This is a genomic window from Paenibacillus sp. KACC 21273 (assembly GCF_028736095.1).
In the GTDB taxonomy this organism is placed as follows: Bacteria; Bacillota; Bacilli; order Paenibacillales; family Paenibacillaceae; genus Saccharibacillus; species Saccharibacillus kyungheensis.
This window is the reverse complement of the sequence record NZ_CP117876.1, coordinates 2,311,760-2,336,597: the sequence shown is the minus strand read 5'-3', so window position 1 is coordinate 2,336,597 and position 24,838 is coordinate 2,311,760. Positions and strand designations below refer to the sequence as shown.

21 protein-coding genes and 1 tRNA gene are annotated in these 24,838 nt (G+C 38.0%); 9 read left to right on the top strand and 13 right to left on the bottom strand.

Annotation, left to right across the window (positions count from 1 at the left end; translation table 11 throughout):
* The first annotated feature begins 683 nt into the window (after positions 1–683).
* Together PQ460_RS10570 and PQ460_RS10565 are read left to right on the top strand one after the other, a co-directional pair.
* Complete coding sequence (locus tag PQ460_RS10570; RefSeq protein WP_274172616.1) at positions 684–1,811, top strand: tyrosine-type recombinase/integrase; 1,128 nt, start codon at positions 684–686, stop codon at positions 1,809–1,811.
* Positions 1,812–1,980: 169 nt separating this feature from the next.
* Positions 1,981–3,216 carry an MFS transporter gene (locus tag PQ460_RS10565; protein WP_273612597.1) on the top strand — a complete coding sequence of 412 codons (1,236 nt, stop codon included), beginning with the start codon at positions 1,981–1,983 and terminating at the stop codon, positions 3,214–3,216.
* Positions 3,217–3,360: 144 nt separating this feature from the next.
* Here PQ460_RS10565 and PQ460_RS10560 read toward each other — a convergent pair whose 3' ends face one another.
* The 3 genes from PQ460_RS10560 to PQ460_RS10550 all read right to left on the bottom strand — a co-directional run bounded on the left by PQ460_RS10560 (position 3,361) and on the right by PQ460_RS10550 (position 8,378).
* Positions 3,361–4,662, bottom strand: a complete 1,302-nt coding sequence (locus PQ460_RS10560; protein WP_274172615.1) for an extracellular solute-binding protein — start codon at positions 4,660–4,662, stop codon at positions 3,361–3,363.
* Between the two features lie 154 nt (positions 4,663–4,816).
* Positions 4,817–6,469: a response regulator gene (locus PQ460_RS10555; RefSeq protein ID WP_274172614.1), complete on the bottom strand. Its 1,653-nt coding sequence runs from the start codon at positions 6,467–6,469 to the stop codon at positions 4,817–4,819.
* 1 nt (position 6,470) lies between these two features.
* Positions 6,471–8,378: a sensor histidine kinase gene (locus tag PQ460_RS10550; protein ID WP_274172613.1), complete on the bottom strand. Its 1,908-nt coding sequence runs from the start codon at positions 8,376–8,378 to the stop codon at positions 6,471–6,473.
* Positions 8,379–8,528: 150 nt separating this feature from the next.
* Here PQ460_RS10550 and PQ460_RS10545 point away from each other — a divergent pair, with 150 nt between their 5' ends.
* Together PQ460_RS10545 and PQ460_RS10540 are read left to right on the top strand one after the other, a co-directional pair.
* Complete coding sequence (locus tag PQ460_RS10545; RefSeq protein WP_273612600.1) at positions 8,529–9,413, top strand: carbohydrate ABC transporter permease; 885 nt, start codon at positions 8,529–8,531, stop codon at positions 9,411–9,413.
* Positions 9,413–10,243, top strand: coding sequence for a carbohydrate ABC transporter permease (locus tag PQ460_RS10540; RefSeq protein WP_274172612.1), 831 nt, complete (start codon positions 9,413–9,415; stop codon positions 10,241–10,243). Before PQ460_RS10545 ends, PQ460_RS10540 begins: the two co-directional genes overlap by 1 nt.
* A gap of 62 nt (positions 10,244–10,305) precedes the next feature.
* Here the strand turns inward: PQ460_RS10540 and PQ460_RS10535 are convergent, their stop codons facing one another.
* The 4 genes from PQ460_RS10535 to PQ460_RS10520 all read right to left on the bottom strand — a co-directional run bounded on the left by PQ460_RS10535 (position 10,306) and on the right by PQ460_RS10520 (position 14,264).
* On the bottom strand, positions 10,306–11,118 hold the full coding sequence (locus tag PQ460_RS10535) for a sulfotransferase family protein (RefSeq protein WP_273612602.1): 813 nt from the start codon (positions 11,116–11,118) through the stop codon (positions 10,306–10,308).
* A gap of 142 nt (positions 11,119–11,260) precedes the next feature.
* Positions 11,261–12,223, bottom strand: coding sequence for an ABC transporter substrate-binding protein (locus tag PQ460_RS10530; protein WP_274172611.1), 963 nt, complete (start codon positions 12,221–12,223; stop codon positions 11,261–11,263).
* A 194-nt stretch (positions 12,224–12,417) separates the two neighbouring features.
* Positions 12,418–13,923 (bottom strand): TROVE domain-containing protein, encoded by a 1,506-nt coding sequence (locus tag PQ460_RS10525; protein WP_274172610.1) that lies wholly within the window; start codon positions 13,921–13,923, stop codon positions 12,418–12,420.
* A 273-nt stretch (positions 13,924–14,196) separates the two neighbouring features.
* Positions 14,197–14,264 (bottom strand) — tRNA-Ser (locus PQ460_RS10520).
* A gap of 188 nt (positions 14,265–14,452) precedes the next feature.
* Between PQ460_RS10520 and PQ460_RS10515 the strand changes: the two genes are divergently transcribed.
* Together PQ460_RS10515 and PQ460_RS10510 are read left to right on the top strand one after the other, a co-directional pair.
* Entirely contained in the window at positions 14,453–15,766 is a 1,314-nt protein-coding gene (locus PQ460_RS10515; protein WP_274172609.1) for a helix-turn-helix transcriptional regulator, read from the top strand.
* Complete coding sequence (locus PQ460_RS10510) at positions 15,741–16,550, top strand: WYL domain-containing protein (RefSeq protein WP_274172608.1); 810 nt, start codon at positions 15,741–15,743, stop codon at positions 16,548–16,550. The genes PQ460_RS10515 and PQ460_RS10510 overlap by 26 nt, the downstream gene beginning before the upstream one ends.
* A 107-nt stretch (positions 16,551–16,657) precedes the next feature.
* On the opposite strand, the gene PQ460_RS10505 is transcribed toward PQ460_RS10510, so the two are convergent.
* On the bottom strand, positions 16,658–17,662 hold the full coding sequence (locus tag PQ460_RS10505; protein WP_273612607.1) for a hypothetical protein: 1,005 nt from the start codon (positions 17,660–17,662) through the stop codon (positions 16,658–16,660).
* 269 nt (positions 17,663–17,931) lie between these two features.
* Here PQ460_RS10505 and PQ460_RS10500 point away from each other — a divergent pair, with 269 nt between their 5' ends.
* Together PQ460_RS10500 and PQ460_RS10495 are read left to right on the top strand one after the other, a co-directional pair.
* On the top strand, positions 17,932–18,111 hold the full coding sequence (locus PQ460_RS10500) for a hypothetical protein (protein ID WP_274172607.1): 180 nt from the start codon (positions 17,932–17,934) through the stop codon (positions 18,109–18,111).
* Between the two features lie 20 nt (positions 18,112–18,131).
* Positions 18,132–18,395, top strand: a complete 264-nt coding sequence (locus PQ460_RS10495) for a hypothetical protein (RefSeq protein WP_274172606.1) — start codon at positions 18,132–18,134, stop codon at positions 18,393–18,395.
* Between the two features lie 23 nt (positions 18,396–18,418).
* Here PQ460_RS10495 and PQ460_RS10490 read toward each other — a convergent pair whose 3' ends face one another.
* Positions 18,419–18,706, bottom strand: a complete 288-nt coding sequence (locus PQ460_RS10490) for a hypothetical protein (protein ID WP_274172605.1) — start codon at positions 18,704–18,706, stop codon at positions 18,419–18,421.
* A 25-nt stretch (positions 18,707–18,731) separates the two neighbouring features.
* Entirely contained in the window at positions 18,732–19,040 is a 309-nt protein-coding gene (locus PQ460_RS10485) for a hypothetical protein (protein WP_273612611.1), read from the bottom strand.
* A 268-nt stretch (positions 19,041–19,308) separates the two neighbouring features.
* Here PQ460_RS10485 and PQ460_RS10480 point away from each other — a divergent pair, with 268 nt between their 5' ends.
* The gene (locus tag PQ460_RS10480) at positions 19,309–19,428 is read left to right on the top strand and encodes an AraC family transcriptional regulator (protein ID WP_274172604.1); all 120 of its coding nucleotides are present in this window, start codon (positions 19,309–19,311) and stop codon (positions 19,426–19,428) included.
* A gap of 80 nt (positions 19,429–19,508) precedes the next feature.
* On the opposite strand, the gene PQ460_RS10475 is transcribed toward PQ460_RS10480, so the two are convergent.
* The 3 genes from PQ460_RS10475 to glgA form a co-directional block, all read right to left on the bottom strand.
* A complete protein-coding gene (locus tag PQ460_RS10475; protein ID WP_274172603.1) occupies positions 19,509–22,271 on the bottom strand; it encodes a PAS domain-containing hybrid sensor histidine kinase/response regulator in 2,763 nt (920 codons plus the stop codon).
* Positions 22,272–22,343: 72 nt separating this feature from the next.
* Positions 22,344–23,183: a hypothetical protein gene (locus tag PQ460_RS10470; protein WP_274172602.1), complete on the bottom strand. Its 840-nt coding sequence runs from the start codon at positions 23,181–23,183 to the stop codon at positions 22,344–22,346.
* A 213-nt stretch (positions 23,184–23,396) separates the two neighbouring features.
* The gene (gene glgA / locus PQ460_RS10465) at positions 23,397–24,830 is read right to left on the bottom strand and encodes a glycogen synthase GlgA (protein ID WP_274172601.1); all 1,434 of its coding nucleotides are present in this window, start codon (positions 24,828–24,830) and stop codon (positions 23,397–23,399) included.
* Positions 24,831–24,838: the final 8 nt, after the last annotated feature.

The following is a 24,838-nucleotide window of genomic DNA, read 5'->3' as shown; positions in this document are numbered from 1 at the left end:
CAAAATGATTATATTGAATAAGAAAATTATCCTCCCTCTCTATGTTTATATTGAAATCCCCTACAGTGCAACCAAAACTTCCGATGGTCAACGGTATTTCAAGGAATACTGATTATTCCAAAAAAAATATCCGCAACCACTTATTTCAAACATATCTATTTGTAGATCCAGACTATTCTTCAGTTCAATATCCCTATCTTTAATTAGATATGATTTTTGTCTTTCTTTATAAAACTATATAGTTGAATCTTCATATCTCCGCCAGATTCGGGATGTGGATAAAACTTCGGTTGTGCGACAAGATTATAGAAATAATCACGATATACGTATGCATCATTCAACTCTTTAATTAAAAGCTGCTCGACATCTTCAAACATATTATTAATACGATCAATGATATGTCTAAAGGAAGAATTGGCCTATAAACAGATTGAGGATTACTCGTTCTCATGCTAAAATCAAGAAAAAAGTTCCCAATATCAAATTGTAGTATGACATAGCCCTTTTTGCTTGCTAAATGAGTAAGTATTTACTCGAATTTCAGACAAAACAGGATTTTATAGCCTATATAAAGTTTTATTGTAAGTTAATCACAAGCAGATATTCAGATGTATTTTAAACTATGGGAGCCATCGGGCAAGCTTTGTTCACCCGATCATCACATCGTAAAAGGATGATGACCTATGGCGACCTTTCGCAAACTTCCTAGTGGTAAATGGCAAGCACGCGTGTCCCGTGATGGGCACGAACGTAGTATTGGAACCTTTCGTTCCAAAAAAGAAGCAGAAATCGAAGCCCATCGAGTAGAAGAACGTATATACTACGGACATATTCTTAATCAGCGTCATCTTTTATTTCAAGAGGTGGCTACGGTATGGTTTCGTCACAAACAAAATGAATTAAAAGCTTCTAGTGCCGAGCAACTGGAGGTGACATTGAGATTGCATATCTTACCTCGATTCGGTAACATGAAACTATTCAAAATTCGTCGATTAGATGTCAAAGACTGGATCCAAGATCGTATCGATCAAGGATATGCTTTCAAATCATGTGAGAAGTATCTGAGTTCATTAAAAAGTATTTTTCATTTCTGTATGCACGATCTTGAAATTTTAGAAAAGAATCCTGCCGATCGTGTACGTGTTCCGTTCAAGGACAGCATCGATTCCAAAGTGAAAGTCAAATATTTCACCTTTCACGAACTTCATCAGTTGCTAGAGTTCATGAAATACTATACACCAAGACGATTTAAAGATTATCCGCTGTATTATACGCTGATGTTATTTTTGAGCCGTACTGGTTTGCGGATCAGTGAAGCGCTTGCTTTACGTTGGGACGATCTGTCTGGCAACAGACTAACGATAGTACGCCAAACAAATAGAGATAAACACAATCATCTGACGATTACATCACTAAAAAGTTATGCTTCGTACCGTACCATTCAACTGGACGATGATTTACTTGACTATTTGAAACAGTTTAAAGAAATCCAGCAGCAGATCATTTCCTATCCCCATGAAGACCACTTGATCTTTCAAAATGCATGGGGCCAATATTTAACGCCTGCGGTCGTGCGAGAAGCATTTCAAGGTTATTGCACACAAGTCGGCGTAGAATACAAAGGAACGCATGGCTTTAGACATACGCATGCGGTCATGTTATTAGAATCTGGCGCCAGTTTACTGTATGTATCCAGGCGACTTGGTCATCGGACAATCAAAACAACCGCTGATACATATCTATCCATCACAAAAAAGATCGAAGAAAACGAACTCTACAAATTTGTTCAGTATGTTCCTTTGAAATCCTGATCGGCACGAAATCGGCACGCCGCCCAAATTACACATTTCCACCACGTTGATGAGGAGAGCAGCATTCATCTGTTCGTCAGCAAAATCACTCTTATCTTGCACTTAATGAATCACCTAAAAATCCTTATCTGCTCTACGATTTCACTTACAACGGAGGATATAACACACTATGGCTCGTTCTTTTTTTTCACGCTTGGAAGGCAACAGCCGCGGCTGTCTTGCCTTTGAACCTTTTTTTCTGATTCCTTATAGTATGTTTGCTACGTATGCCACCTTGTATATGTATCAGCTAGGCATCAGTGAAACCAATATTGGTTGGATCACGACAATCAGTCTAGTATTTCAAGTATTTTCTTCATTTATTAGCGGTTATTTGACAGATCGTATGGGGCGCAAAAAAGCACTGCTCTATTTCGATATTTTTAGTTGGAGTGTAGCCACCCTCGTATGGGCGGTATCGCAAAACTTTTGGTTTTTCCTTGTCGCTGCAATTATTAATGGATTTCAGCGAGTTCCTGCGACTTCTTTTTATTGCTTGCTCGTCGAAGATACGAAACCTCAAGATCGAACATACATTTTTACATTACTTCAGATTATCGGTGTAATTGGCGGGTTGTTTGCTCCTTTGGGTGGTCTGTTGGTATATGAATATGGATTAGTTCCAGGAATGCGAATTATGTACGTCATCGCTTTTGTGTTAATGACATTTCAATTTATTGGTCGCCATCTAACTACACGTGAGACAGAGATGGGTTATCGCAAAATGAAAGAAACACGTGAACTGGGACTCAAGCAAAGCCTTGTCGACTACAGTGGTGCAATTCATGATATTTTGCAAAGTAAAGGATTGTTACTGATTTTTAGTGTATATATTTTGTTTAACTTTCAGACGACACTGAAAACGACATATCTTTCTCTATATTTAGCAGATTATTTACATATTGATGATGGCATTATCTCGCTCGTCCCTGCTATTTCGTCATTGATTATGTTGCTGACTTTATGGTTATTGACTCCGCGTATACCGGAAGGTGCTGTGTATCGGTCAATGATGGCTGGTTTTGCATTATCTGTTGTTTCCAATATTATGCTTGTCTTCGGCCCTGTGCACAGTCTACTCTGGATTGGAATCAGTACGATTCTAGCAGCTGTTGGTATGATGATCAGCTCGCCTTATCTAGAAACGGCTGTAGCAAATGCGATTGATGATGAAAAGCGTGCTAAAATTTTCTCTATGTTGTCTGTATTGATCCTACTGTTTACTTCACCTGCTGGCATTATCGGTGGTTGGGCGTATACACTTGATCCACGCATTCCGATTTGGCTCATTACCGGTGCTTTTGTCGGTTCATACTTGTTAATTTTGATGTATCGTCAAAGTGTTAAGCGTATACGTGCAGTATAAATAGGTATTACAAAGGGACTTGATTAGATATACAAAATATCTTTTTGCTACCACGTATTAATCATCCCTTATTCTCAACTCAAAAAGCATCTTCTCCTCTGCATATTAATAACAGAGAAAGAAGATGCTTTTTTTCAATCTATATTACTGAGCTGATCCTAACTGAATCCATGCTTGTTGAATTTCTTCGACAGCTTGATCTTTAGTTTTGCTTTTACCGATATAGGCTTGCATGATCTCGCCGAATTTCTGGTGGAATGTATCTAATGAGTAGTTAACAGATAGATCGCCAGATTTTTGGGTTTTTAAGATTTCTTCCATTTCTTTAGGCATTTGCAAGTCTGGAAGTGGAGCGTCTTTGATTGGTGGAATGACTTTTGCTACTTGAGAGAACCAGTTTTTACCGTAATCTGATGTGTACAACCAGTTGAAGAACTCAATTGTTTCTTTGGCCACAGGCGAGTCAGCGTTAATACGTAATGCTTGATCTGCGCCAGTAATAATCATCGATTGATCGGCTTTATCACTCACAGGGTAACCCATGATTCCCATTTTAAAATCAGGATTGATCTTGATAATCGCTTCTTCATCCCAAGCCCCTTTACCTGTCATCATTGCAGCTTTACCAGAAGCAAAATCACTCACTTCAGCATTGCTATCACGTTCTAAAGGCTTGTCTGTACCATATTGTACGGTTGTATCGATAAAAGCAAAGAAGTTATTGTATAGTGCAGGATATTCTTTGATCGTTGTCTCACCTGCAATAAATTTGTTCACCAAGTCTTTGGAACTCATACCTGCATCAAGTGCGGCTGCATCTACATAATGTTGGAAAATATGTTTCCATACCCACCACTCTTTGTAAGCGTTCGCAAAAGGTTTGATTCCTTTAGCTTCTAGCTTTTTGATGGCTTCATCCATTTCAACGATCGTTTTAGGAGGTTCGGTAATGCCTGCTTTGGCAAATAAATCTTTATTATAAATCAGTGCAAATAGATTCCCTTTAACCGGCAAGCCTAATACTTTACCATCTGTAGAAGTCATATTCGTGCGCACAGCATCTGTCATAGCTGCTGCTAGCGGTTCATTGGTCAAGTCTGCGCTGTAATCAGCATACGTATCAATATCTCCTCCTGCTGTAGTCTGGAACACATCCGGTGTACTTCCAGCAGCGATCCGAGATTTGAGAATCGTATTGTAATCAGCCTGCATAATTTCAAGATTAATCGTGACATTCGGTTTTACTTTTTTGTATTCTTCGATATAAGCATTGAATGCATCTGTATACTCTGGAGAAGCGGTAAACATATTGATTGTTACAGCACCATCTGTACTTCCACCTGAAGAAGCGCTCTTGTCTGTTGTATCTGTACTGTTACCACAAGCTGCTAACATGGATAAGCTCAGCACAAGCGTAATGGGTAAGACCATCATCTTTTTGAACATGTATATGCCCCCATATTTCAAATTAGTCAGCCCCAAGCATTGATCAACCAATGCCCCTGCTATACTGTATAGTCTTATTCTAGTGAAACTCGGTTCAGATAAAAATGTAGATAAGTAATCTATTAAGGGTAAAAAAGTGAATTTATGAATACGCTTACTTATTTGATATTGCTGATCGTTGCGCTCTATATTCAGAAGGCGATAATTGATAATAATTACGAAAAGCTTTGCTAAAATAATTTTTATCTTTATACCCTAGCATCTCTGAAATTTCCTGTATTTTGAGTCTTTCTTCATTCAGTAATATTTTGGCTTTGTCCATTCGCAGTTGCTGTACATATTCATGAATCCCCATCTGATACTCTTGCTTAAATAACTTCATCAGGTATTCACGACTGAGATAATATTTATCGGTGAACATCGAAATTTTGATTTCTTCAAAGTAATGCTGATCGATATAGGCTCGAATATCACTGATATGAAAAGATTGGCGACTCCCTCCTGATTTCCGTACCATTTCTGCATAATACGTAATAATATCGTGTACATGTTGCTCCCACTGCGCAATATTCATCATATCCAGAGTATGAATCTGTATTCGTTCTTTTCTGGCATTCGTAATCGCTGATTCATCTGCTAATAATCGCTGATCTAATTCTCTGGTGATCTCATACAGTTGACCTTCAAAATCATGCAGACTGTATTCAGCCATATGCATACTCAAATAAGGAGATTGCTTAATCATCGCGATCAACTCATCTGCTATACGGTGGATTTGCGGGAAATGTCCATTTTCAAGTAAAGTACGTATCTGAGGCATGCGTGAGCAGAGACTATGAGATTCTGCGATAGCATTACGCTGTTCGTAAGGGATAATCATTGAGCGATTCAGCTCCAAGATATTCATTTGCTCAATCATATGTTTACCTTGCTCATACGCTGTCGCTAGTTGTTGAATATCATTCGAAGCTATGCCTAATCCTGCTATAATATAGAGATCTAATAAATGCTCTAAAGTCTGAATCAAGCTTCGTACCCGTTGTTGTACAGCAAAACCAAGTTCTTGTGGATAACGATGCCTTGCATGATAGATCAGAATCATTTCACGTTCTAAACGCTGATTAGCAAAACAAAAATATTGAATATCATCTTCTGTACATTCATTTAGCACATTAGCGATAGCAAAGTATAACAGACTGGTATCTCCATAAAAGCGCTGACGGCGCACTTGCTCTATATTAAGAATACGCAAAACAACAGCTCCATGATAACAAGTATCATCTTCTGCTCCAATCATAGCGAGCATATCTTCATTGCCTTGCTTTTTGAATCGTTTGTCGATCAACGATTGATAGATATTTTCTTTTAATTTGGGCAAAGACACATGCAGTGCACGATGTTGTTGAATCTTCTGCTGATGTTGTTGCTGACGTTCTTGTAATAGATGAACCGCTTTGCGTAATGTATCATTTAATTCGTGTCGATTGACAGGTTTGAGCAAATAATCTAATACGTTCGAGCGAATCGCTTGATGTGTATATTCGAAATCGTTATATCCACTAATCACAATGGTCAGCATATCAGGATATTCCTGCTTCACTTTTTTCAAAAATTCAACACCGTTCATTCCTGGCATCTTCATATCGACCATAATAAGATCAATATGATGTTCGCGCAAAATAGACAATCCCTCTTGTCCATTGATTGCTTCATAGATCTCACTAATCTTCAGATTGTCCCATTCTCCCAAGATACGAATCGCTTCACGCAACGGTTCTTCATCATCCAGAATTAAAATGTGATACATCTTACTTTCCCCCTTGTGGTATATGCATACTTAATTCGGTACCTATATTATCACTAGCAATCAGTAAACCGGCTTGTTCACCATATAAAATTTGTAATCGGGTATGCAGATTTTGGAGTCCAATATGGCTCCCTTCACGTTCAATAAATGTTTGCTCAAATGATGCCAATACCTGCTCTAACCGATCTGGCGGAATACCGGGTCCATTATCGCGTACAGTAATCAGCACATCTTGATCTGTTAAATGCGCTGTAATTGTAATCATAACCGGCTCGGATACTTGTTCAACTGCATGTTTAATTGAATTTTCGACCAAAGATTGAATCGATAATTTGGGAATAGGTAATTGAAGTAACGAATCATCCCAATGAACTGTCATCTGTAAACGACTGCCGAAGCGTGCTTTTTGCAACGATAGATAACGTTCTATATGTTTGAGTTCTTCGCTTGCCATGACAATGTCTTTGCCACCGATACAATAACGAAGCGTCTGCGCTAGATTATCAACCATATCCGCTATATCCAGTCTGCCACTACGCAGTGCTTTGGTTGAAATTGCTTGTAACGCATTATACAGAAAATGAGGATTAAGCTCTGCTTCAAGCGCTTTCAAAATCGCATTTTGCTCGACTAATTTCATTCGATAACGCTCATTGATTAATTCATTGGTATTGCGCACCATATCGTTAAAATGTTTGGTGAGATGAGCAATCTCGTCTTGCCCTTTTACAGTGGCTTCAATCTCAAATTCTCCACTGCTAAATCGGTTCATTTGCTTGGACAAATGCCCCAAAGGTCGAGTGATTTCATTCGCTAATACAGTCACCAGTGCAAATGAAAGTAGCAAAAATCCTGCACCGATCAAGTAACTGAGATTACGAGTAGTATTAGCCACTTCATAAATCTGGCTATATAAAATAGGCTTCATTAATGTCCATTGATTAGAAGTCGATGTATTGTACATGACCATATACCGCTGCTGATCTATCGTCCATGTTAAAGGATCACTGGTCTGGTATTGCAATTGCTTGATCAGTCCACTTGCTAACATAGATTGATAAAAAAGAGGATCGTCTACATAAAAAGGAATATGATTGGCATCGGTAAAAATGAGATGTTCACCTGCATCTATCGAAGTATCTTGCAAAATCGTATCTCGCGCAGAAGGATTGACATAGAAGGTTAAAATCGCTTGTGGTTGACGAGAAGCGATAGAGCGTAATACACGATGATATGCCATAAAACTATCAGACTGAGCCAAATGACTGTTGTCTGCTGGAGTTAAAGCTAGGGATTGAAAGTATTGATTATCGGTTCGATGAAGCACTGTGTTATACCACGGTTGATTAGCAATATCTTCATCATATCCAGAACGAGAAGCAATATTATACGATTCACGACTGACCGAATAATACTTCTGTTCTTGCACAATATATAGAGAAATACCATCCAGATCACTGCGACCAAAATACAATCGTCGTAAATAATTTTCCAGATACATACGTGAAGCATACTCTTGCTTCTCATTCATAATCGCATGAATCAGATCATCATATTGTAGTTGTGGCAAAGAATATTGAGCGATTCCATCCATATAATCTTGTAAATTGCGATTGACCAGCAGTAGATTATTCGCTGTACTCTCAATACTATGCTTAACTGATTCTTTGCGAATCATCTGATAAGAGATCACAGTCAAAGAAGTAACCACCAAAATAATAATAGATGTGAATAAGATCACTAGCTTATACAACAAGCGACTGGATAAGACATGCCAGATCGCTGTTATTTTTAACTTTGTAACCTCTACATATCTACCCAAATAGGGATGTTTCTTGACCGGCAGACGATTCCCTTTTCTCCCCATTTGTTGTTCATCTCCTGTAATGATATTTCTTTTGCTGTTCACTTTTTTCCCCTTAACTGTTTTCTTAAATCCATTTTGAAGAGCGTAACGCCATTCTATAATACAAGTATCAGAAAAAGCTATACATTTTATGTAACCGCTTTATTCTAGAATATGATATCGGATATTATTTTCGGGAAAGAGGTATAACTAATGAAAATGGGGCGAAAATGGTCTGATCGATTGCAATTTGGCATATTTACTTTACCTGTGCTGATCTGTATTGCGGTTGCTTTTTATATTCCATTTGTGATGACTGTACGTTATTCATTGACCAAATGGAATGGAATCGCCAAGCATCCTAAATTTGTAGGACTGGATAATTTCCATCAAATTTTTACAGGGGATGCGAATTTCAGTAGCGCGGCATGGTTCACGATCAAATATATGGTGCTGTATATTGTACTGGTCAATGTGCTGGCGATTGTACTGGCATTGATTTTGGATATGAAGTTACGGTCTACTACATGGTTACGGGCGGCATTTTTTGTCCCTTATATTCTGAGCCTCGTTATTGTGGGCTTTATCTGGAAATTTATTTTTATGCAAGGATTTGAATCGTTGGGAGCCACTACCGGCTGGGGGATATTTGCGATGAGCTGGTTAGGTGAACCCGGGCTTGCTTTTATCTCGATTCTAGGTGTGTCGATCTGGCAATCGGTTGGATTTTATATGGTGATCTATATCGCAGGATTGCAGGCTGTACCTGAAGATCTCAAAGAAGCTGCTACTGTGGATGGTGCAGGCGCATTTCGCAAATTTTTCAGTATTACTTTACCTCTACTCGCTCCATCGATTACGATCTCGGTCTTTATGGCGCTTACGAACTCCATCAAAGTGTTCGATGTGATTCTATCGCTTACCGGTGGTGGACCGGGTGGAACAACCTATAGTGTCGCTTATGATATTTATCGTGATACGTTCCAGAACAACTTATACGGCTATGGAACTGCCAAAGCACTTGTGTTATTTATAGCGGTACTTGTAATTACATTTATTCAACTCGGTATCTTCAAACGCAGGGAGGTTGAAGCCTGATGACATCTGCCAAAACAGGTCGCTTGATTCTAGAAATAGTGATGATCATTCTGTCGCTTTTGTTTTTATATCCGCTTATTCTGGCGATTATTAACTCTTTTAAAAGCTTTTCCGAAGTGATGAGTGATGTGATTGCGATGCCCCAACAGTTTAATTTTGATAACTATGCGTACGTATGGAAATATATCAATTATCCGCGTTTATTTATCAATAATACGATTATTACTTTGATTGGTCTGATTGGGATTATTTTATTTTCATCCGTTGCGGCTTACAAATTATCTCGTACCCAGTCCAAGTGGAGCAATATGATCTATCTGCTCTGTATTATACCGATGTTAATCCCATTTCAATCGATTATGTTAACGGTATTGCAATTAGCTAAAAATCTTCATTTGTCAGATAGCACATGGGGATTAGGAATTTTGTATTGGGGATTCGGTGCACCACTAGCGGTATTTATTTATCATGGATTTGTGAAAGGGATCCCACGGGAAGTAGATGAGAGTGCTACCATTGATGGAGCTTCTGGCTTCAAACTATTTTTCTTAGTTATCTTCCCTCTGCTTCAATCGGTAACTACAACGATCATTATTATTGATGTGATGTGGATCTGGAATGACTTTCTATTGCCATTATTGATGGTAAATGGTTCACCTGCCACCAAAACATTAACACTTGCCGCTTATACATTTGTCGGGCAGTATACCTCGGATTGGCAATATGCGATGACAGCTATGGTCATGGCAGTTATGCCTTCGATTATCGTATTTGTTCTATTGCAAAAGTATATTGTTAGAGGTGTTGTAGCTGGTGCTGTGAAAGGCTAATATCTTTTCTATACCAAATAAAGAAAGAGTATTCCGTAAGTTATTATACGGAATACTCTTTTTTACCAAGGATAAGAAACATTTAAATACTCAAACAATCTTTCATTGTACGGTTTAAAATGTTGCTGAAGAGTATGACGAATAGCTTCATTCTCTTTATCATCATAACCACCTTCATGTAAATGCTCATACTGTTCGAGTTGAACATCAGGAAGTCCTAAAAACCGGGTGACTTTTTGATACGTTTGTTCAGGATTAGTAAATAATTCTTCACTATTTATAAAGCACATCTGATCCATAGAAAACCATTTTAACCAACGACGAATTTGTTCTATATATTGTCCTCGGCGTACATACGAGTAGCTTGCTAGATCACCATTATGATAATTAGAGTCTGCCATCATTTGTAAATAAATTAATTCAGTTCGTTCCAATTCTGATGCTACTGCTTCTTCAAAAGATAAATTTTCTATTCCACGTCTTACCATCATTTGATAATGAGAATACGCACGATCTATAGGATTACGTAATAAGATAATAAGTTTGACGTCTGGTAGCATATGATATACACGCTTAGGGGCTTGAGGATGAAATAAATAATAAGGTGTAGCTTCACCAGTTATACTTTCTGTAAATTTGAGATAAGGAAAATGTGATTGATACCATTCTACTCCATTTCGCCATTGTTCATCAAAATAATGAACTTCTTTTACGATAGCGGGTTCAATCTGAGGATGCTGAATCAAATAATGATATAAAGAGGTAGTACCTGCTTTTTGTGCTCCTATAATTAGAAAAGAAGGTAGCGTATATTGGTTATCATTAGTTACAATATGACCTTCTCTAAACAAAGGAACTTTACCAGTAAAACCCACTTATTTTTCCTCCTCAATATATATAAATTGTACCGTCTAAAAATATCTTTAACTGTAATAGTATTATAATACAAAAAAGCTACACTCAACAGGGTTCTGTCAAGTATAGCTTTTGTTGCTGTGATTAGCTCAATCAATTCAATTATTGGCTTTTCACTTTACCATTGATAAAGTCCAGTGCATTTTGTCCAATTTTCTCAGCAGGTGTGATGCCACGGAATCGAGTCCAGATATCACGATCTACCATAAAGACTTGGTTGTTTTTAGCAGCTTTCAAGTTTTTCCAGACTGGTGTTTCTTTCCACTTATTCGTGATCGCTTCAGAATCATCCGTTGCTATAAAGATCACATCTGGATCAAGCGTAGTAAGCGTCTCTAAGCTTAGCTCTACATAAGGTTCGTCAGTATTAGAGATAGCATTTTGGAAGCCCATTTCTGTCATGACCTGACCTGCATAAGAATCAGATGTATGTACATCAAATCCGTCTTTACGTGCAACTCCGATTAATACTTTTTTACTTCCCATCGCTTCTACTTGTTTTTTGAGATCAGCCATTATTTGATCATGCTGTTTGACACGTGCTTCTGCTTCTTTTTCCTTACCAACAGCTTTGGCAATGACTTTGAAATCATCAATACTTTCAGCATAAGAACCTTTACGGCTATTCAATACAATCGTAGGTGCGATCTGATCCAATTGATCTTTAATTTTGGTATGGCGATCGCTATCTGCAATAATTAGATCAGGCGAAGCTTCAGTAATCTTTTCCAAATCAGGGGTCTCGCGTTTACCTAAAGGCATATATTCAAATGCTTTACCTGCTAATTTGGTCATCGCTTCTGGCTTATCATCATCAGCAATCCCTACAGGTGTTATCCCAAGTGCCAATAGATCGTCTGCAAATGACCATTCCAGTGCAACGACTTTTTGTGCAGGTGCTGGCAAAGTCGTTGTACCGACTGTATCTTGAATTGTAATCGCGTTGGCGGTATTCGTACTGTTCGTAGCCGCTTGATTAGCTGTGCTTGTATTTCCACACCCTGCTAGAATCGCTGTTAATGCACCCACCGTCAAAATCGTTTTGGTTAGCTTTTTAAGTATCATGTTCCTGTCTCCTTCATATCCGTATCATTATCTTTTTTATTTTTATGATAATGATAATTATTCTCAACGTTTGCTATTATAATACGTTGTTCCTTTAAAGTAAACCTGTAATGTAAATTGATGAAACAACGCAGAAAATTCCCCTCTTCTATTGTAACAATACAAAAGGGGAACAAATCTTATGTTATAGCGTATTACAGGTCTTTTTCTAGATCGATCTGTTCTACTTCATGTTGCATATGATGGAATCCTTTAAGCGTTTGGGAGATAAAAGAAAGCATAGTATCACTCCAACCGTAAATATAAAACGTTTGACGATCTTTAGGTGGAACCATAGCAGTCTGATATGGAGCAATATCTACAATAAATGCTTTTGTGTGAGGGTTTATTTTTTGACGATACTTTTGCAATTCACTATAAAAAGCACTACCCGTGTTTTGCTGTTCATCTGTAATCATAATAATCTGATCTACTTTTTCTTTGATATCTGTTAACTGCTTAACAGGAGCTCCTGTATTGGTTCCTCCATATGCTTTGACCTGTCTGGCTTGACCCATAATACTATCACGACGTGAAGGTTTGGCATCATGTACAGTTGTATTAAATAACCAGAATAAAGAATTTCCTTTAGTTTTTTTGTACAATGCATAAGCAAATACAGCACCTGTCTGTAAATACTCACCATTCATCGAACCTGAAATATCTAAAAAGATAGCTGTTCTTCCCGGTAAATCAGGTAAGTTATCAAACGATAAATCTACTGCTTCGCTTAATGTATCTCGTAATTCAGGATGCTTTACTTCATTGTAGGCTTTGGCAAATTGAAAAGGTAAAATCTTGGCTTTACGTAATGCTTCTACATCTGTTAAGCGTTGCTGTATATATTGCAAATGCTCGGGATGATCCAATACATCATGACGATGTAGCGTATTTAGATGACGTAACAATGCAAATACAGGCATCTGGTACAATAAATGTGCCCAGACTTTAGTTGTTGGTGTAATGACACTTGTGACAATTTCATAGGGTAGCTTGCCTTTTTGAATCTGCTTGATACGATCTTTATCAGTGGTTACCTTTTTGAGTTTTTCCATTGCTTCGATCTGCGGAATTAATGCAAGATTTGTCTCATGTCCTCGCAGATAGCGGAATAATGCTTGTTGCTTAACATCTATAGGGATAGGATGGGAAGTCACTATAGCATCGCTCAGATTGAAACCACGTCCACGTCCGTTATATTTTAACGCCCAGTATTCAGAAGTGCGATTTAGAAATAAAGCAACTTGACGCTTCACTGCACGTCCACCCTGTCCACGACCGATACTTTCCAAAATAGTCAAAAATTCAGTTAGATCTGAAGGAATACGTACAACTTGTGCAAAAATACGGGCGAACAGTTGAGGACTAACTTTAGACAAGATTGCTAAGCCATAAAGCGGTTGTATTCTCATATATCCTTGATTACGTGCAAATACCAATGCTTTTGCCATAAATTCAGGATCAAGTTCACTCATTTCTTGATGTAGTACTGTAGCTTCGATTAATAGCTCACGATTGTTAGCATATACCGTATTTCCTAACGTATTTGTTAACAGTGTTTGGAGATAACGCTCTTGCAGATTGCGCTCATATGCGGGATAGACTGCTCGGTTTAACATTTGTGGTATTGCTTGTTGAAAAATATCTTTTGCCTGGCTCATTCTGTTCGCCTCCTTATAAAGTATGATATGTAACCGAGGAAGTAGGCTGAAAAGGTGTAAAATACGTCTCTACCATTGAGATATTCCGCCATATAGCGGAATCCGGATTCGAACCGGCAACCGTACGCCATGAATGCGAAGTAACCCTTTCAAGCGCCTCGGCTATTTATGTGCTTATCTATGTTCCTATACATCTACTATTAAAAAGTATATCCGAAGAAAAAGGTGAAAAGGTACGTGTACCGCTCTACCTCTGAGCTATTCCGCTATATACAGCGGAAGCTGGACTCGAACCAGCGACCTGTCGATTAGAAGTCGAAGTAACCCTTTTGAACGCCTCGGATATACGATGAACTAACGTAAGCGTTATGCTTGTGTTGCTCTCTCTTTGATGAATTCATCTTCTCATGTTATCGATCTAGCGAACAGGGCAAAAGTATGGCGACTTGTATAGAATAATAAAAGGCTTGATTTCATAGAGAACCTGTACAACACTAACATATAGAAATAAATGCTTGGAGGAACACAAATGGCTAAAGAAAGTTTTGATAAAGAAATTCAATATCTACGCATGTTAGCTTTGACAGGCAATGCGTATAATCGACAACAATTTGCTGGTAGATTGGGCATTTCTATACATACTTTTGATAAAACGATTCGTAAATTACGCGAAGTTAATGGAGAGCAAGATCTAAACGATCTATTTCGTTATAGCTATGTTGATTCCGCTGAACCCACCCTACTGTTTCTATATCGAGCCAAATCGATCAAAGAATCAGAAAGTCAGCGCTTGCCTATGATTTTGACTGCTTTAAAACAGCAAACAATGACTGCTACCCAGCTATTAGTCTATTGTGATGAGCAACTGATCGATAGTGATACTGTTCCACCGGATGAGAAGACGATTCGTTCGGATCTGCGATATTTAGAAGAGATCGGTGTGATTTGTCGTGAACCTGGCACTCGTCCATATCACTATCGTCTCAATAATGATCTAACCGATTGTCTCACTCAAGCGGAATTGATCGAATTGTATGAATTTGTAGATATTATGGCAAATACACAGATTCCTTCAGTACAAGGATATTTACTACGTGATAATCTCAAAAAAGCACTTCAAGCTACGATACCTGCTGAACAATGGGATCAGCGATTAATTGAACCGTTTCATTATAAATATCATTATGATGCTCGTATTCTGGATGAAGCACACCTATATACATTGCTTCAGATGATTCGTGCACGGCGACAAATATCGTTTCAATACTTTTCTACTAAAGTCAAAAATAATTACAGTGCGCGCCAGACCAATCCTTTATTTACCGATGAAAATACGGTTGTGCACCGGCATATCGTGTTGCCCCTACAAGTCGTCTATGATCATCAATACGGTCGTTGGTATCTGCTTGGCGTTAATCCCAAAGGACAAATCGTTAAATTCCGTATGAGCGGTATGATTGATATTGTAGAAGAAGAGCAACAATCTGAAGAACATGTTGCAAAGTATCTGGCAAAGTTACAACGTAAAACGCAATATAGCTGGTTAGTCGATACGGGAGATACGATTACAGTGCAAGCACGCTTTTACAAAGCAGATCCATTACCAACAGATTTTATTCTTGAGCGTGTCGTATTGCAAGGACAATGGGGACAAATCACAGAGGAGAACGATGAATGGTTTGTATATGAGATCCAAGTGAATGGATATATCGAGATTAGACCATGGCTACGTAGCTTTGGTTCGAGCTGTGAAGTACTGGCTCCCGCAGAATTACGTCAGTCGTTGATCGATGAATGGAAGGAGATTCAAGCTTATTATGAATCTGTTCGAGAAGATTTTTAGTTATCAATTAACATCAGTCTTAGAAGAACATGGAACGTATACGTTAACCACTCAAGAACGGATATGGCTCAAAACAATGTTAGATCATCCTATTGCTGGTGAAGCATTATCTGCTGACCTGATTGCCAAAATCATAGATTGTATACCAGAAGAGCAACAACTTCTTTTTCAGCCTGCATTGGTCGAAAAAGCAGGTAGTCATCACCATCATATGTATCATACGTTAATTCAGCCTTTACGAAAAAGTATCCGTCAACAAGAATGTGTATCTATCCAGTATGAGAACAAACATGGACAAGTCACAGGGATGCAACCTGCGGTTCCCTGGCGTTTAGAATTTTCTATGGTCAAGCGTGAATGGTATCTAATCTGGTACAATTTGCGTTCTCAAGTAGCGATGACTACAAGATTGATACGGATTACCCAAATTGAAGATCTGCCTGCTATCGAGAGCACTCAATACAATCAGATTCAGCAATATATGGAGCAGAAAGCAACAGCGAATCAACATCAAGCTTTAATCGAAATTCTGCCTCAATACAATATAGAACTCAGTCGTATTTTGCATGCTTTCTCATGCTTTGAGAAGCAAGTGAAATTCAGTGAAGATACACAGACCTATCGTATCCATCTTGTATTTGATGGTAGTGAAACACATTATGTACTTAGCAAGTTACGTTCACTCGGTAAGCGTGTTGTTGTACTTGAAAATAATTATCTGCAATGGCGACTATTCGACGCATCTACCAAAGCTTTATCTAGGTACGGTATAGATCAGATCTAACTATAGTAGTAATCCACTCATCTTCTATTTGTACAAAAATATACAAAAAGGAAGCCTGATTATACATATCGGCTTCCTTTAGTTTTATAGAAGATTGTAACAATACATTAGTTGGTATCTTTATAAATCGAGGTGCTATCCCAATCCCGATGTACATACGAGATAGGATTATCGATCGTTCCGTACCATTTGTTGTTTTTAAAATCGCTAGACTCTGGATACTGTGTCCATGGATACGCTTGGTCTTGATAAAATAAAGACACTTGTACATTATCATAACGCTGATTCATCGTGCGACCTTCAATATTTGTACCATCAAAAGCTTTTTTAGCAATTGAAGTAACTTTCTTCACTGAAGTGGATTGAGCATCACTATCGGTAAATTTAGTCGGAGCAATCGTTACTTGCGTTCCACCTACGACCATATATGCATTGTAATACGTATCCGATGTTGCTGTTTTGGCTAGATAAAATTGTACGCTGTTGATACGGTTACCATCATACTTCTGGTAAGCAGAATCGGCATAATAAAAACCATTGGAACGAATATACGGCAACCATCTAAAAGTACCTGTCTGATACGCATAACCTGCTTCAATAGAAGCATTATCAGAATCAAATCCATAATACACCCATGGCTGTTCGCCTGCACCTAGACCACTTACTTTAGGAAGAGTGATATCTGATGTAATACTATCAAAGCCAGAGTATGCTAATTGCTTACGTTCAAAAGCTCCGGTTGTGCCTCCATTTACATCTTTAACCGCAGGCCCATTGCCACTGATGGGTGGACTCGGTTGATCGCCAACACGTGAAGCTTCCAGATCATCATCTTTTTTAGCTGCTCCTAAATAGCCACGCTTGGAACTATACACCTGACCATCTTCACTCATATACAAGTAATCGGCATTTTCAAGCTTTTGTACTTCTTTAGATGCACTTGTATCATTACTGGAATGAGTCGTAGTCTGATCCATCACCACTTGCTTTTGTTTTTCAAAAAAAGCATTGTCCACTTTCAATGGATCAGCAGAAGCTGTATGTACAGCTGTGAGCGAAGCTCCTAGCATGAGCATAATGCTCACTGTTCGTAATGTTTTTACTTTTTTCATGCGTACATTCCTCTCTGTTGTGTAAATATAGCTGACTGCCTTCATGTCTCACTATCATGAGTAACCAAAAAAAGATACATAGCGTTCATTGTTACGTGACTATTCTATAAGAAAACGAGTCAGATAGCAAAAATCGCCTTTTTCATGTTACATAATCTATGAAATTAAATCTCTTATGCTAGCTATAACGTTATATTTTAGTAATGATTCTCTTTTTTTGATAATATTAGATTATTGTAGGTACTTGATGATGTAAGGAGGACGAATATATGTTGCTACAACGTAAAGTAATTGGGTTCATTTTAGCAGGTGTATGCTTAATTATTTTGGGAATGTACAGCAAAAATATATTTGCTTATGCTCCAACTATAGGGTGGTTAGGTGGTTTGTTATGTATCATGGTTGCTACTTTTTTTGTATTAAATAAACCTTCCACATCTTCTAAATAATACGAAATGGAGTATTGACGATGAAGCGACTATTTAAGATTATTTTTATCACTTGTCCTATTGTAGCGGTGATTTGTTTGCTATTGAGATTAGTTTATCCACAAGCTATTGGGTTACTGGCTTTAGCAGCTTTTGCCTACTTCGTGCTTACATTAACACAAGTCATCGAATTTTCTACGATCAATCCGCAAAAGTATCCTAAGTTTCATCGAATTTTAGCTGTTCTTGGATGTTTGGTTTGTTTAGCAGCATTGGTTTATATCGGTTTTATTTATAAACAATAATACTTAGATCGCTACATATTATTTCATTTTATAGAACTTAGCACATTACTATACCATTTCGTAGTAAATGGCATACCTATACCCATTCCTACACTAGCACCTGCAACTACTGCTATCACTAGCTTAGGAGTACCGATTACAAAATATGAATTATGATAATTGGATGTAGAGGTGCTTTGGATAGTCGCCTCACTTTGTCTTGATCCTATTGTAAACACACTACCTAACAATCCAATGACTGCTACACTCACAATAGCATTTCGAAGCCATTTTATTTTATGACTATGATGATTTGAAGAATGAATGTTCATTGACTTCCCTTCTTTCTACTCATAATTATTCTGCTAGATTAAAATAATCATCTTCTACATGATGATACTTGGTTAATAGTGCATATCCTGACACGCTTTTCAGTTTTTTAAGAAGGATAGGTAAATCTTCAATTCCATATGTACCTACAGCAATGGTTATAAAACTATACGGTTGCTCTGCAATATAAATATCTGCTTGTGTAGTAGGCTTTACTTTAACCAGATGCACATGTTCTTCTCCTAATGTAATCGCATATGATTGATCTATCAGCAACCCTATTTCCACATACTTAGCATATTGTTCACCTTGTGGTATTACAATAATTTTTTTCACCGTTTTCCACCTCTAGAGTATATTTAATATTTATTGTATTAAAATAACATATATGGATTCAGCAAGTGGTACGCTGTAACGTATCATAGCTAGAAAAAGAACTCTCCTAATAAATAAGAGAGTTCTTTTTAATATGCTATCTATCATCTTTCTTTTAAAACGAATTCGGTCTTGATAAAATTCCTGGATGTTGGACGAAAGACCAGTGAGTATTGACTGTGCGCCTGATTTCAACTTTAAATGAGCACAAGCTAGCGTTTGATATTGAATGACTATCCAAATTGCAGAACACCTTAACTTTAAGGAACCAACCCATTTTAGTAAATTTTTCAAAAGAGAAACAGGATGTACTGCTTCCGATTTTCGAGAACAAACCTTTGAATGGTAAAGATCCAAAAGCTTACTTTCCATATAAAATAGTCAAAAAAAACTCTCTAGCATTAAGAGAGTTTCTTTGTGTTGATGTTATTATTTTCTATCGTTAGCATGATTGCGAATATACTCTGACCACTTCTCTAACTGTGCTTCAATATCAGTAATACGCAGTGGCTTAGATACAAAATCTTGCATCCCACTTTCCATACACAATAACTGTTCTTCTTTACGAGCAAATGCAGTAACAGCCACAATAATCGGTGTAGGCTTGTGACGATGTTGTTGACGAATACGACGGGTGGCTTCCAGACCATCCATAATCGGCATATTCACATCCATAAAGACCAGATCATATGACTTGCGATTGGTCGCTTCCACAGCGGCCGCACCATTTTCTACAAGATCTGCTTGATATCCTCGTTTACTTAAAATGGTTAGCAGTACTTTTTGGTTGGTTGCATTATCTTCGGCTACCAATATACGCAAAGGGCCATATAATGAACTAGGAACAGATGGTGTAGCAGGTAACAACTGTTCTGCTGCTGTAATTTCTGGATAATCGGCTGCATTCAGTGTGAGGGTAAATGCAAAAGTCGCTCCACGATTGCTATTACTTTCTACCCGAATAGAACCGCCCATTAACTCAATAATCTTTTTGCAAATCGATAATCCAAGCCCTGTTCCACCATATCTGCGATTGGTCGCTGTACCGATCTGGGAGAACGGTTGAAATAACTTCGCTTGTTGATCTTCTGGTATACCATGCCCTGTATCTTGCACGGAGAATTCGATAACAATAGATTGAGCATTATTTTGTGGCTTCAAGTGAGCCGAAATAAGAACTCCACCGTTATCCGTGAATTTGACTGCATTGCCGACCAGATTAATAAGAACTTGTCGCAATCGATCTTCGTCTCCTATCAGATAGGAAGGCAATCTAGGATCGATATGCGTATTAATAAATAGTTTCTTTTCTTGTACAGGCATCGCAAAAATATCGGTCACCTGATCTAACAAATGCTGAATACTTACTTCACTGTATTCCAGTTCCATACGCCCAGCTTCGATTTTACTAAAATCCAGTAATTCATTTAGAATTTTAAGTAATGCATTATTACTATCCATAATAATCTCTGCATATTCACGCTGTTCTTGCGTTTCTAACGTATCAAATAATAGCTCAATCATGCCGATCATCCCGTTCATAGGCGTACGCAATTCATGGCTAATAATCGCTAAAAATTCCGATTTGGCGCGGTCTGCTTGTTCAGCAACTTCACGAGCTCGTATAACTTCATTTTCTTCAGTACGATCTTGAAATACGATAACAGCCCCTACACGCTCTCCATTATCTATAATAGGGGTTACACGATAAGACGCAAGGAAGCTTGAATTATCTTGTCGCCAAAGTACTGCTTCTTCCCGATAAAGCGGTTGACCGTCTGAAAGAGAACGTAGAATCGGTGTATCTCCTGCTAGTGATGGGCTACCATCTGGCTCACTTTGCTCGATTTGCTTCAAGTGATACTCATTCATCATAGCATCCACATCATAGCCTAACATCGCTGATCCAGCCGGATTAATAAATGTGGTATTACCTTCCAGATCGACTCCAAATATCCCTTCAGATACCGAATTCAGAATAAGTTCTTGTTGATTGCTTAGATTTTTGATTTTAGCTAGATAATGATTACGTTCTGTAATATCGTTAATAATCCCGTAGACACCTACGACTTCATTTTCTACATAAATCGGTACATTGGTAACATGTACTTCAATAATATGACCATCTTTGTGAAAAGTACGTATTTCGTATGTCTGTGTCTCGCCTTTTTTGGCTAACTCAAAATGATAGTTGGTTTTAGCGAGATCATCAGGATGAGCAACAGGTTCAAAAGGTTTATTTCTCAAATCTTCATTTGTATAACCTAAAAGCTCTTCCATACTTTTATTCATAGACAGATAGGTTCCATCCATACTTAATGCGTTAATACCGATAGGATTATGTTCAAATAAAGATTTATAGCGACTTTCACTTTCACGCATCCTTTTCTCTTGTTCGCGTCGTTCGGTAATATCCCGTGACACAGCTACTACATATTCAAATTCCCCTTGGTCGGTATACGTATAACGACAAGTCGTTTCAGACCACATATACGTTCCATCTTTGCGCCGGAACCGAAAAATTACCGCTTCTGGATCAACTTGAACCTGTTGCACAGAGATTAAGTAGTCTCGTACTTTCTCTACGTCTTCTTCATGTACATAGCTAAGCCCATCTTTGCCTAACATTTCTTCAGGCTCATAACCTAATAATGTTTTACAAGCCGGTGAAGCATATAAATACTCAAGATTGTCTGATGCTTTATGACGTGAAATAAGGTCCGAGGTGTGATTGGTAATCAGACGCATTTGCCATTCATTTTGTTGTAGTTGTTCTTCAATCAATTTACGTTCAGTAATATCCCGGGTGACTGCTAATACCTCAATTTCTTTGCCATACTCATCATAGACATAACGGCAGACAGACTCCGCCCAGAAATAAGAGCCATCTTTACGCAAAATACGATATGCCGCTGTAGCATAATGGCTAATAATCAAGCTCATATTGATATGCTCTATTACTTGTTCTACATCATCAGGATGAATATAACTAAATCCACTGGTACCTTTTAACTCTTCAGGCAGGTAGCCCATCATTTCATAAGCTACATTAGACATAGAAATATATGTCGATCCTTTGTCTATACGATGACGACTGATTAAGTCATTAGAATAATTAATAATATTGTGGTAATGCTTTTCATTTGATAATAGTCTTTCATATTCTTCTGTGCTTATCGTTACTTCGCTCATATCTTTCTAACGCTCCCTTATGTTGAGCAATGCTGTAGCCTACTATAATGAAATCGATCACAATACATAGGGCTAGGAAAACTGTTGTAACAATTGTTCCTTTACACATATATCGTCAGAACAGTGAGGACATTTCACTCTTCCTCCTAAATAAGGAAGCTGTGCTAACCAAGATGACATTTGTAATGAACCCATATACGTATATAACCAATTCAGGTCCATTTGGTGCTCATATTCTAGATCAGGTATTACTTTTTCAAATGTAGCCTCTGTATGAATAACCGGGTCTTCACTATATGCTCGCCATTCAGTAATATTGCTATCGTTAGCTGGCCAAATATAGATCGGTTGATCACAGTGAGAACAATCCAATATATATTCTTCACCATCACTGTACGTTAACAAACATTTTGCCCACTGCCGATATCCATGCAAAGCTGCTGTTGCAGATAATATATACATTTTTTCACTTTCTTCTACTTGATCGATCTGCATTCTCACTTCTGTCATACGTTGCTGAAGCTGTATAAGTGAATCTGTATATGATTGATAGATATCTTTGACTTCATTTTCATCAAAATCTGCAAAATAAGAACGCCAGGCATCTGCAACATCTTCGTTATATGATGAAAGGGGGAGCTGATTCCATGCTTCAAACATGCCACATACGATATAAATATCTGTAAGAATATAATGTTCTGAAGTATGTAAAGCCAGATCTACTAAATAAGGTACTGTTACATATGTACAAGGATAGATCGTATTTTGATGATACAACTCTTCATAATATAATGCTGTTGCTTGTTCTTGATCGTAGTCTTGTTGTAATTGCTGAATTTGTAGCGGAATATGTCCACCGTTACCATAAGGCCCATCTAAAAGTTCCCATTTTGCGCTTGTTAGGCTTAACATCACTGCCTCACTCCTTACCCATGATTGAGATAATCTATAACTTAATCCAAAGCAAAAACACGTTCTAGCTCTCGATTGATCTATAGATATGAATGATTAGCATATTAATACTCTTGAAAATAACAAAAGGCTACCCGTTATTCTATATCGTTTGGGTAGCCTTTTGTCACATCTTACATGTTACACTTTGTATCTTTAAAATTTTGCAATTATTTACGATTCCGATGCTTGGCGATACACTTCCAAATATTCTTGCGCAGATACCTGCCAGCTATATTCACCGGTTATCGCATTTTTCACAACTTTTTTCCATTCTTTTGGTTGATGATAAATGGATAATGCACGACGAATTGTGAACAACATATCATGAGCATTATAAGCAGCAAATGTAAACCCAGTACCTTCTCCTGTAAATTCGTTAAATGACTGTACAGTATCGTTTAATCCGCCAGTTTCGCGTACGATAGGAATACTACCATAACGCATCGCTAACAATTGACTGATCCCACAAGGCTCGAACTTAGAAGGCATTAAGAACATATCACTACCTGCATAGATACGGCGTGCTACGCCTTCGCTAAATCTAATCTCCGCCGCAAGCTTAGTTGAATGACGAGCCACTGCTTCGCGGAACCAATCTTCGTATTCTTGCTCACCTGTACCCAAAATAACAAATTGCACATCATCATAATATAAAAATTCATCCAGTACACGAGTCACTAAATCCAATCCTTTGGATTCAGTCAGACGAGTAACCATCGCAATCATAGGAATTTTGGCATCAATAGGCAATCCCAATTCTTCTTGCAAAGCTAGTTTGTTAGCTGTACGTTTGGCAGTTGCACTACGATAATTACTGGTTAAATACGTATCTGTTGCCGGGTTATAACTTTTCGTATCGATTCCATTTACAATTCCATGCAATCGATCTCCCAGAGAACCAAGCAATCCTTCCAATCCATAACCATAGTATGGCATTTTTATCTCTTCAGCATATGTTGGGCTTACTGTAGTCACTTGATCAGCGAACACCAGTCCACCTTTCATAAAGCTTACATTTCCATGATATTCAATACCATCTGATTGGAAATAACGATCATCCATACCAAGCAAATCTCCTAGAACAGAGTAAGGGAAAATGCCTTGATATAATAGATTGTGAATCGTAAATACGCTGTGTACGTTAGCGTAGAATGGGTTATAACGATATTGTGCTTTAAGCAACATCGGTACCATTCCTGTATGCCAGTCATGAGCATGAATAATATCCGGTTGGAAATCGACTTGTGGTAAAATATCTAACACTGCGCGGTTAAAGAATGCGAAGCGCTCTCCGTCATCTCCATATCCATAGATACCATCACGACCAAAATAATATTCATTATCTATCAAATAAACTGTAACGCCATTTTCGATATATTGCATAATTCCGCAATATTGACTACGCCATCCCACTTGCACTTGAATGACTTTCAACAAAACCGATTTTTCGCGAATCGGTGCAGGAATACTTTTATAAAAAGGTAACACGATCCGTACGTCTGCCCCTTCTTTTTGTAGCGCTTGAGGTAATGCTCCTATAACATCAGCAAGCCCTCCTGTTTTGATAAAAGGATTCGCTTCTGCTGCTGCAAATAAAATATTCATCGTTTATG

Bases quoted from the DNA above. Each gene is read 5' to 3' on its own strand.
- PQ460_RS10570 (WP_274172616.1), top strand. From the start codon at position 684: ATGGCGACCTTTCGCAAACTTCCTAGTGGTAAATGGCAAGCACGCGTG.
- PQ460_RS10565 (WP_273612597.1), top strand. From the start codon at position 1,981: ATGGCTCGTTCTTTTTTTTCACGCTTGGAAGGCAACAGCCGCGGCTGT.
- PQ460_RS10560 (WP_274172615.1), bottom strand. From the start codon at position 4,662: ATGTTCAAAAAGATGATGGTCTTACCCATTACGCTTGTGCTGAGCTTA.
- PQ460_RS10555 (WP_274172614.1), bottom strand. From the start codon at position 6,469: ATGTATCACATTTTAATTCTGGATGATGAAGAACCGTTGCGTGAAGCG.
- PQ460_RS10545 (WP_273612600.1), top strand. From the start codon at position 8,529: ATGAAAATGGGGCGAAAATGGTCTGATCGATTGCAATTTGGCATATTT.
- PQ460_RS10540 (WP_274172612.1), top strand. From the start codon at position 9,413: ATGACATCTGCCAAAACAGGTCGCTTGATTCTAGAAATAGTGATGATC.
- PQ460_RS10530 (WP_274172611.1), bottom strand. From the start codon at position 12,223: ATGATACTTAAAAAGCTAACCAAAACGATTTTGACGGTGGGTGCATTA.
- PQ460_RS10525 (WP_274172610.1), bottom strand. From the start codon at position 13,923: ATGAGCCAGGCAAAAGATATTTTTCAACAAGCAATACCACAAATGTTA.
- PQ460_RS10515 (WP_274172609.1), top strand. From the start codon at position 14,453: ATGGCTAAAGAAAGTTTTGATAAAGAAATTCAATATCTACGCATGTTA.
- PQ460_RS10510 (WP_274172608.1), top strand. From the start codon at position 15,741: ATGAATCTGTTCGAGAAGATTTTTAGTTATCAATTAACATCAGTCTTA.
- PQ460_RS10505 (WP_273612607.1), bottom strand. From the start codon at position 17,662: ATGAAAAAAGTAAAAACATTACGAACAGTGAGCATTATGCTCATGCTA.
- PQ460_RS10500 (WP_274172607.1), top strand. From the start codon at position 17,932: ATGTTGCTACAACGTAAAGTAATTGGGTTCATTTTAGCAGGTGTATGC.
- PQ460_RS10495 (WP_274172606.1), top strand. From the start codon at position 18,132: ATGAAGCGACTATTTAAGATTATTTTTATCACTTGTCCTATTGTAGCG.
- PQ460_RS10490 (WP_274172605.1), bottom strand. From the start codon at position 18,706: ATGAACATTCATTCTTCAAATCATCATAGTCATAAAATAAAATGGCTT.
- PQ460_RS10480 (WP_274172604.1), top strand. From the start codon at position 19,309: ATGACTATCCAAATTGCAGAACACCTTAACTTTAAGGAACCAACCCAT.
- PQ460_RS10475 (WP_274172603.1), bottom strand. From the start codon at position 22,271: ATGAGCGAAGTAACGATAAGCACAGAAGAATATGAAAGACTATTATCA.
- PQ460_RS10470 (WP_274172602.1), bottom strand. From the start codon at position 23,183: ATGTTAAGCCTAACAAGCGCAAAATGGGAACTTTTAGATGGGCCTTAT.
- glgA (WP_274172601.1), bottom strand. From the start codon at position 24,830: ATGAATATTTTATTTGCAGCAGCAGAAGCGAATCCTTTTATCAAAACA.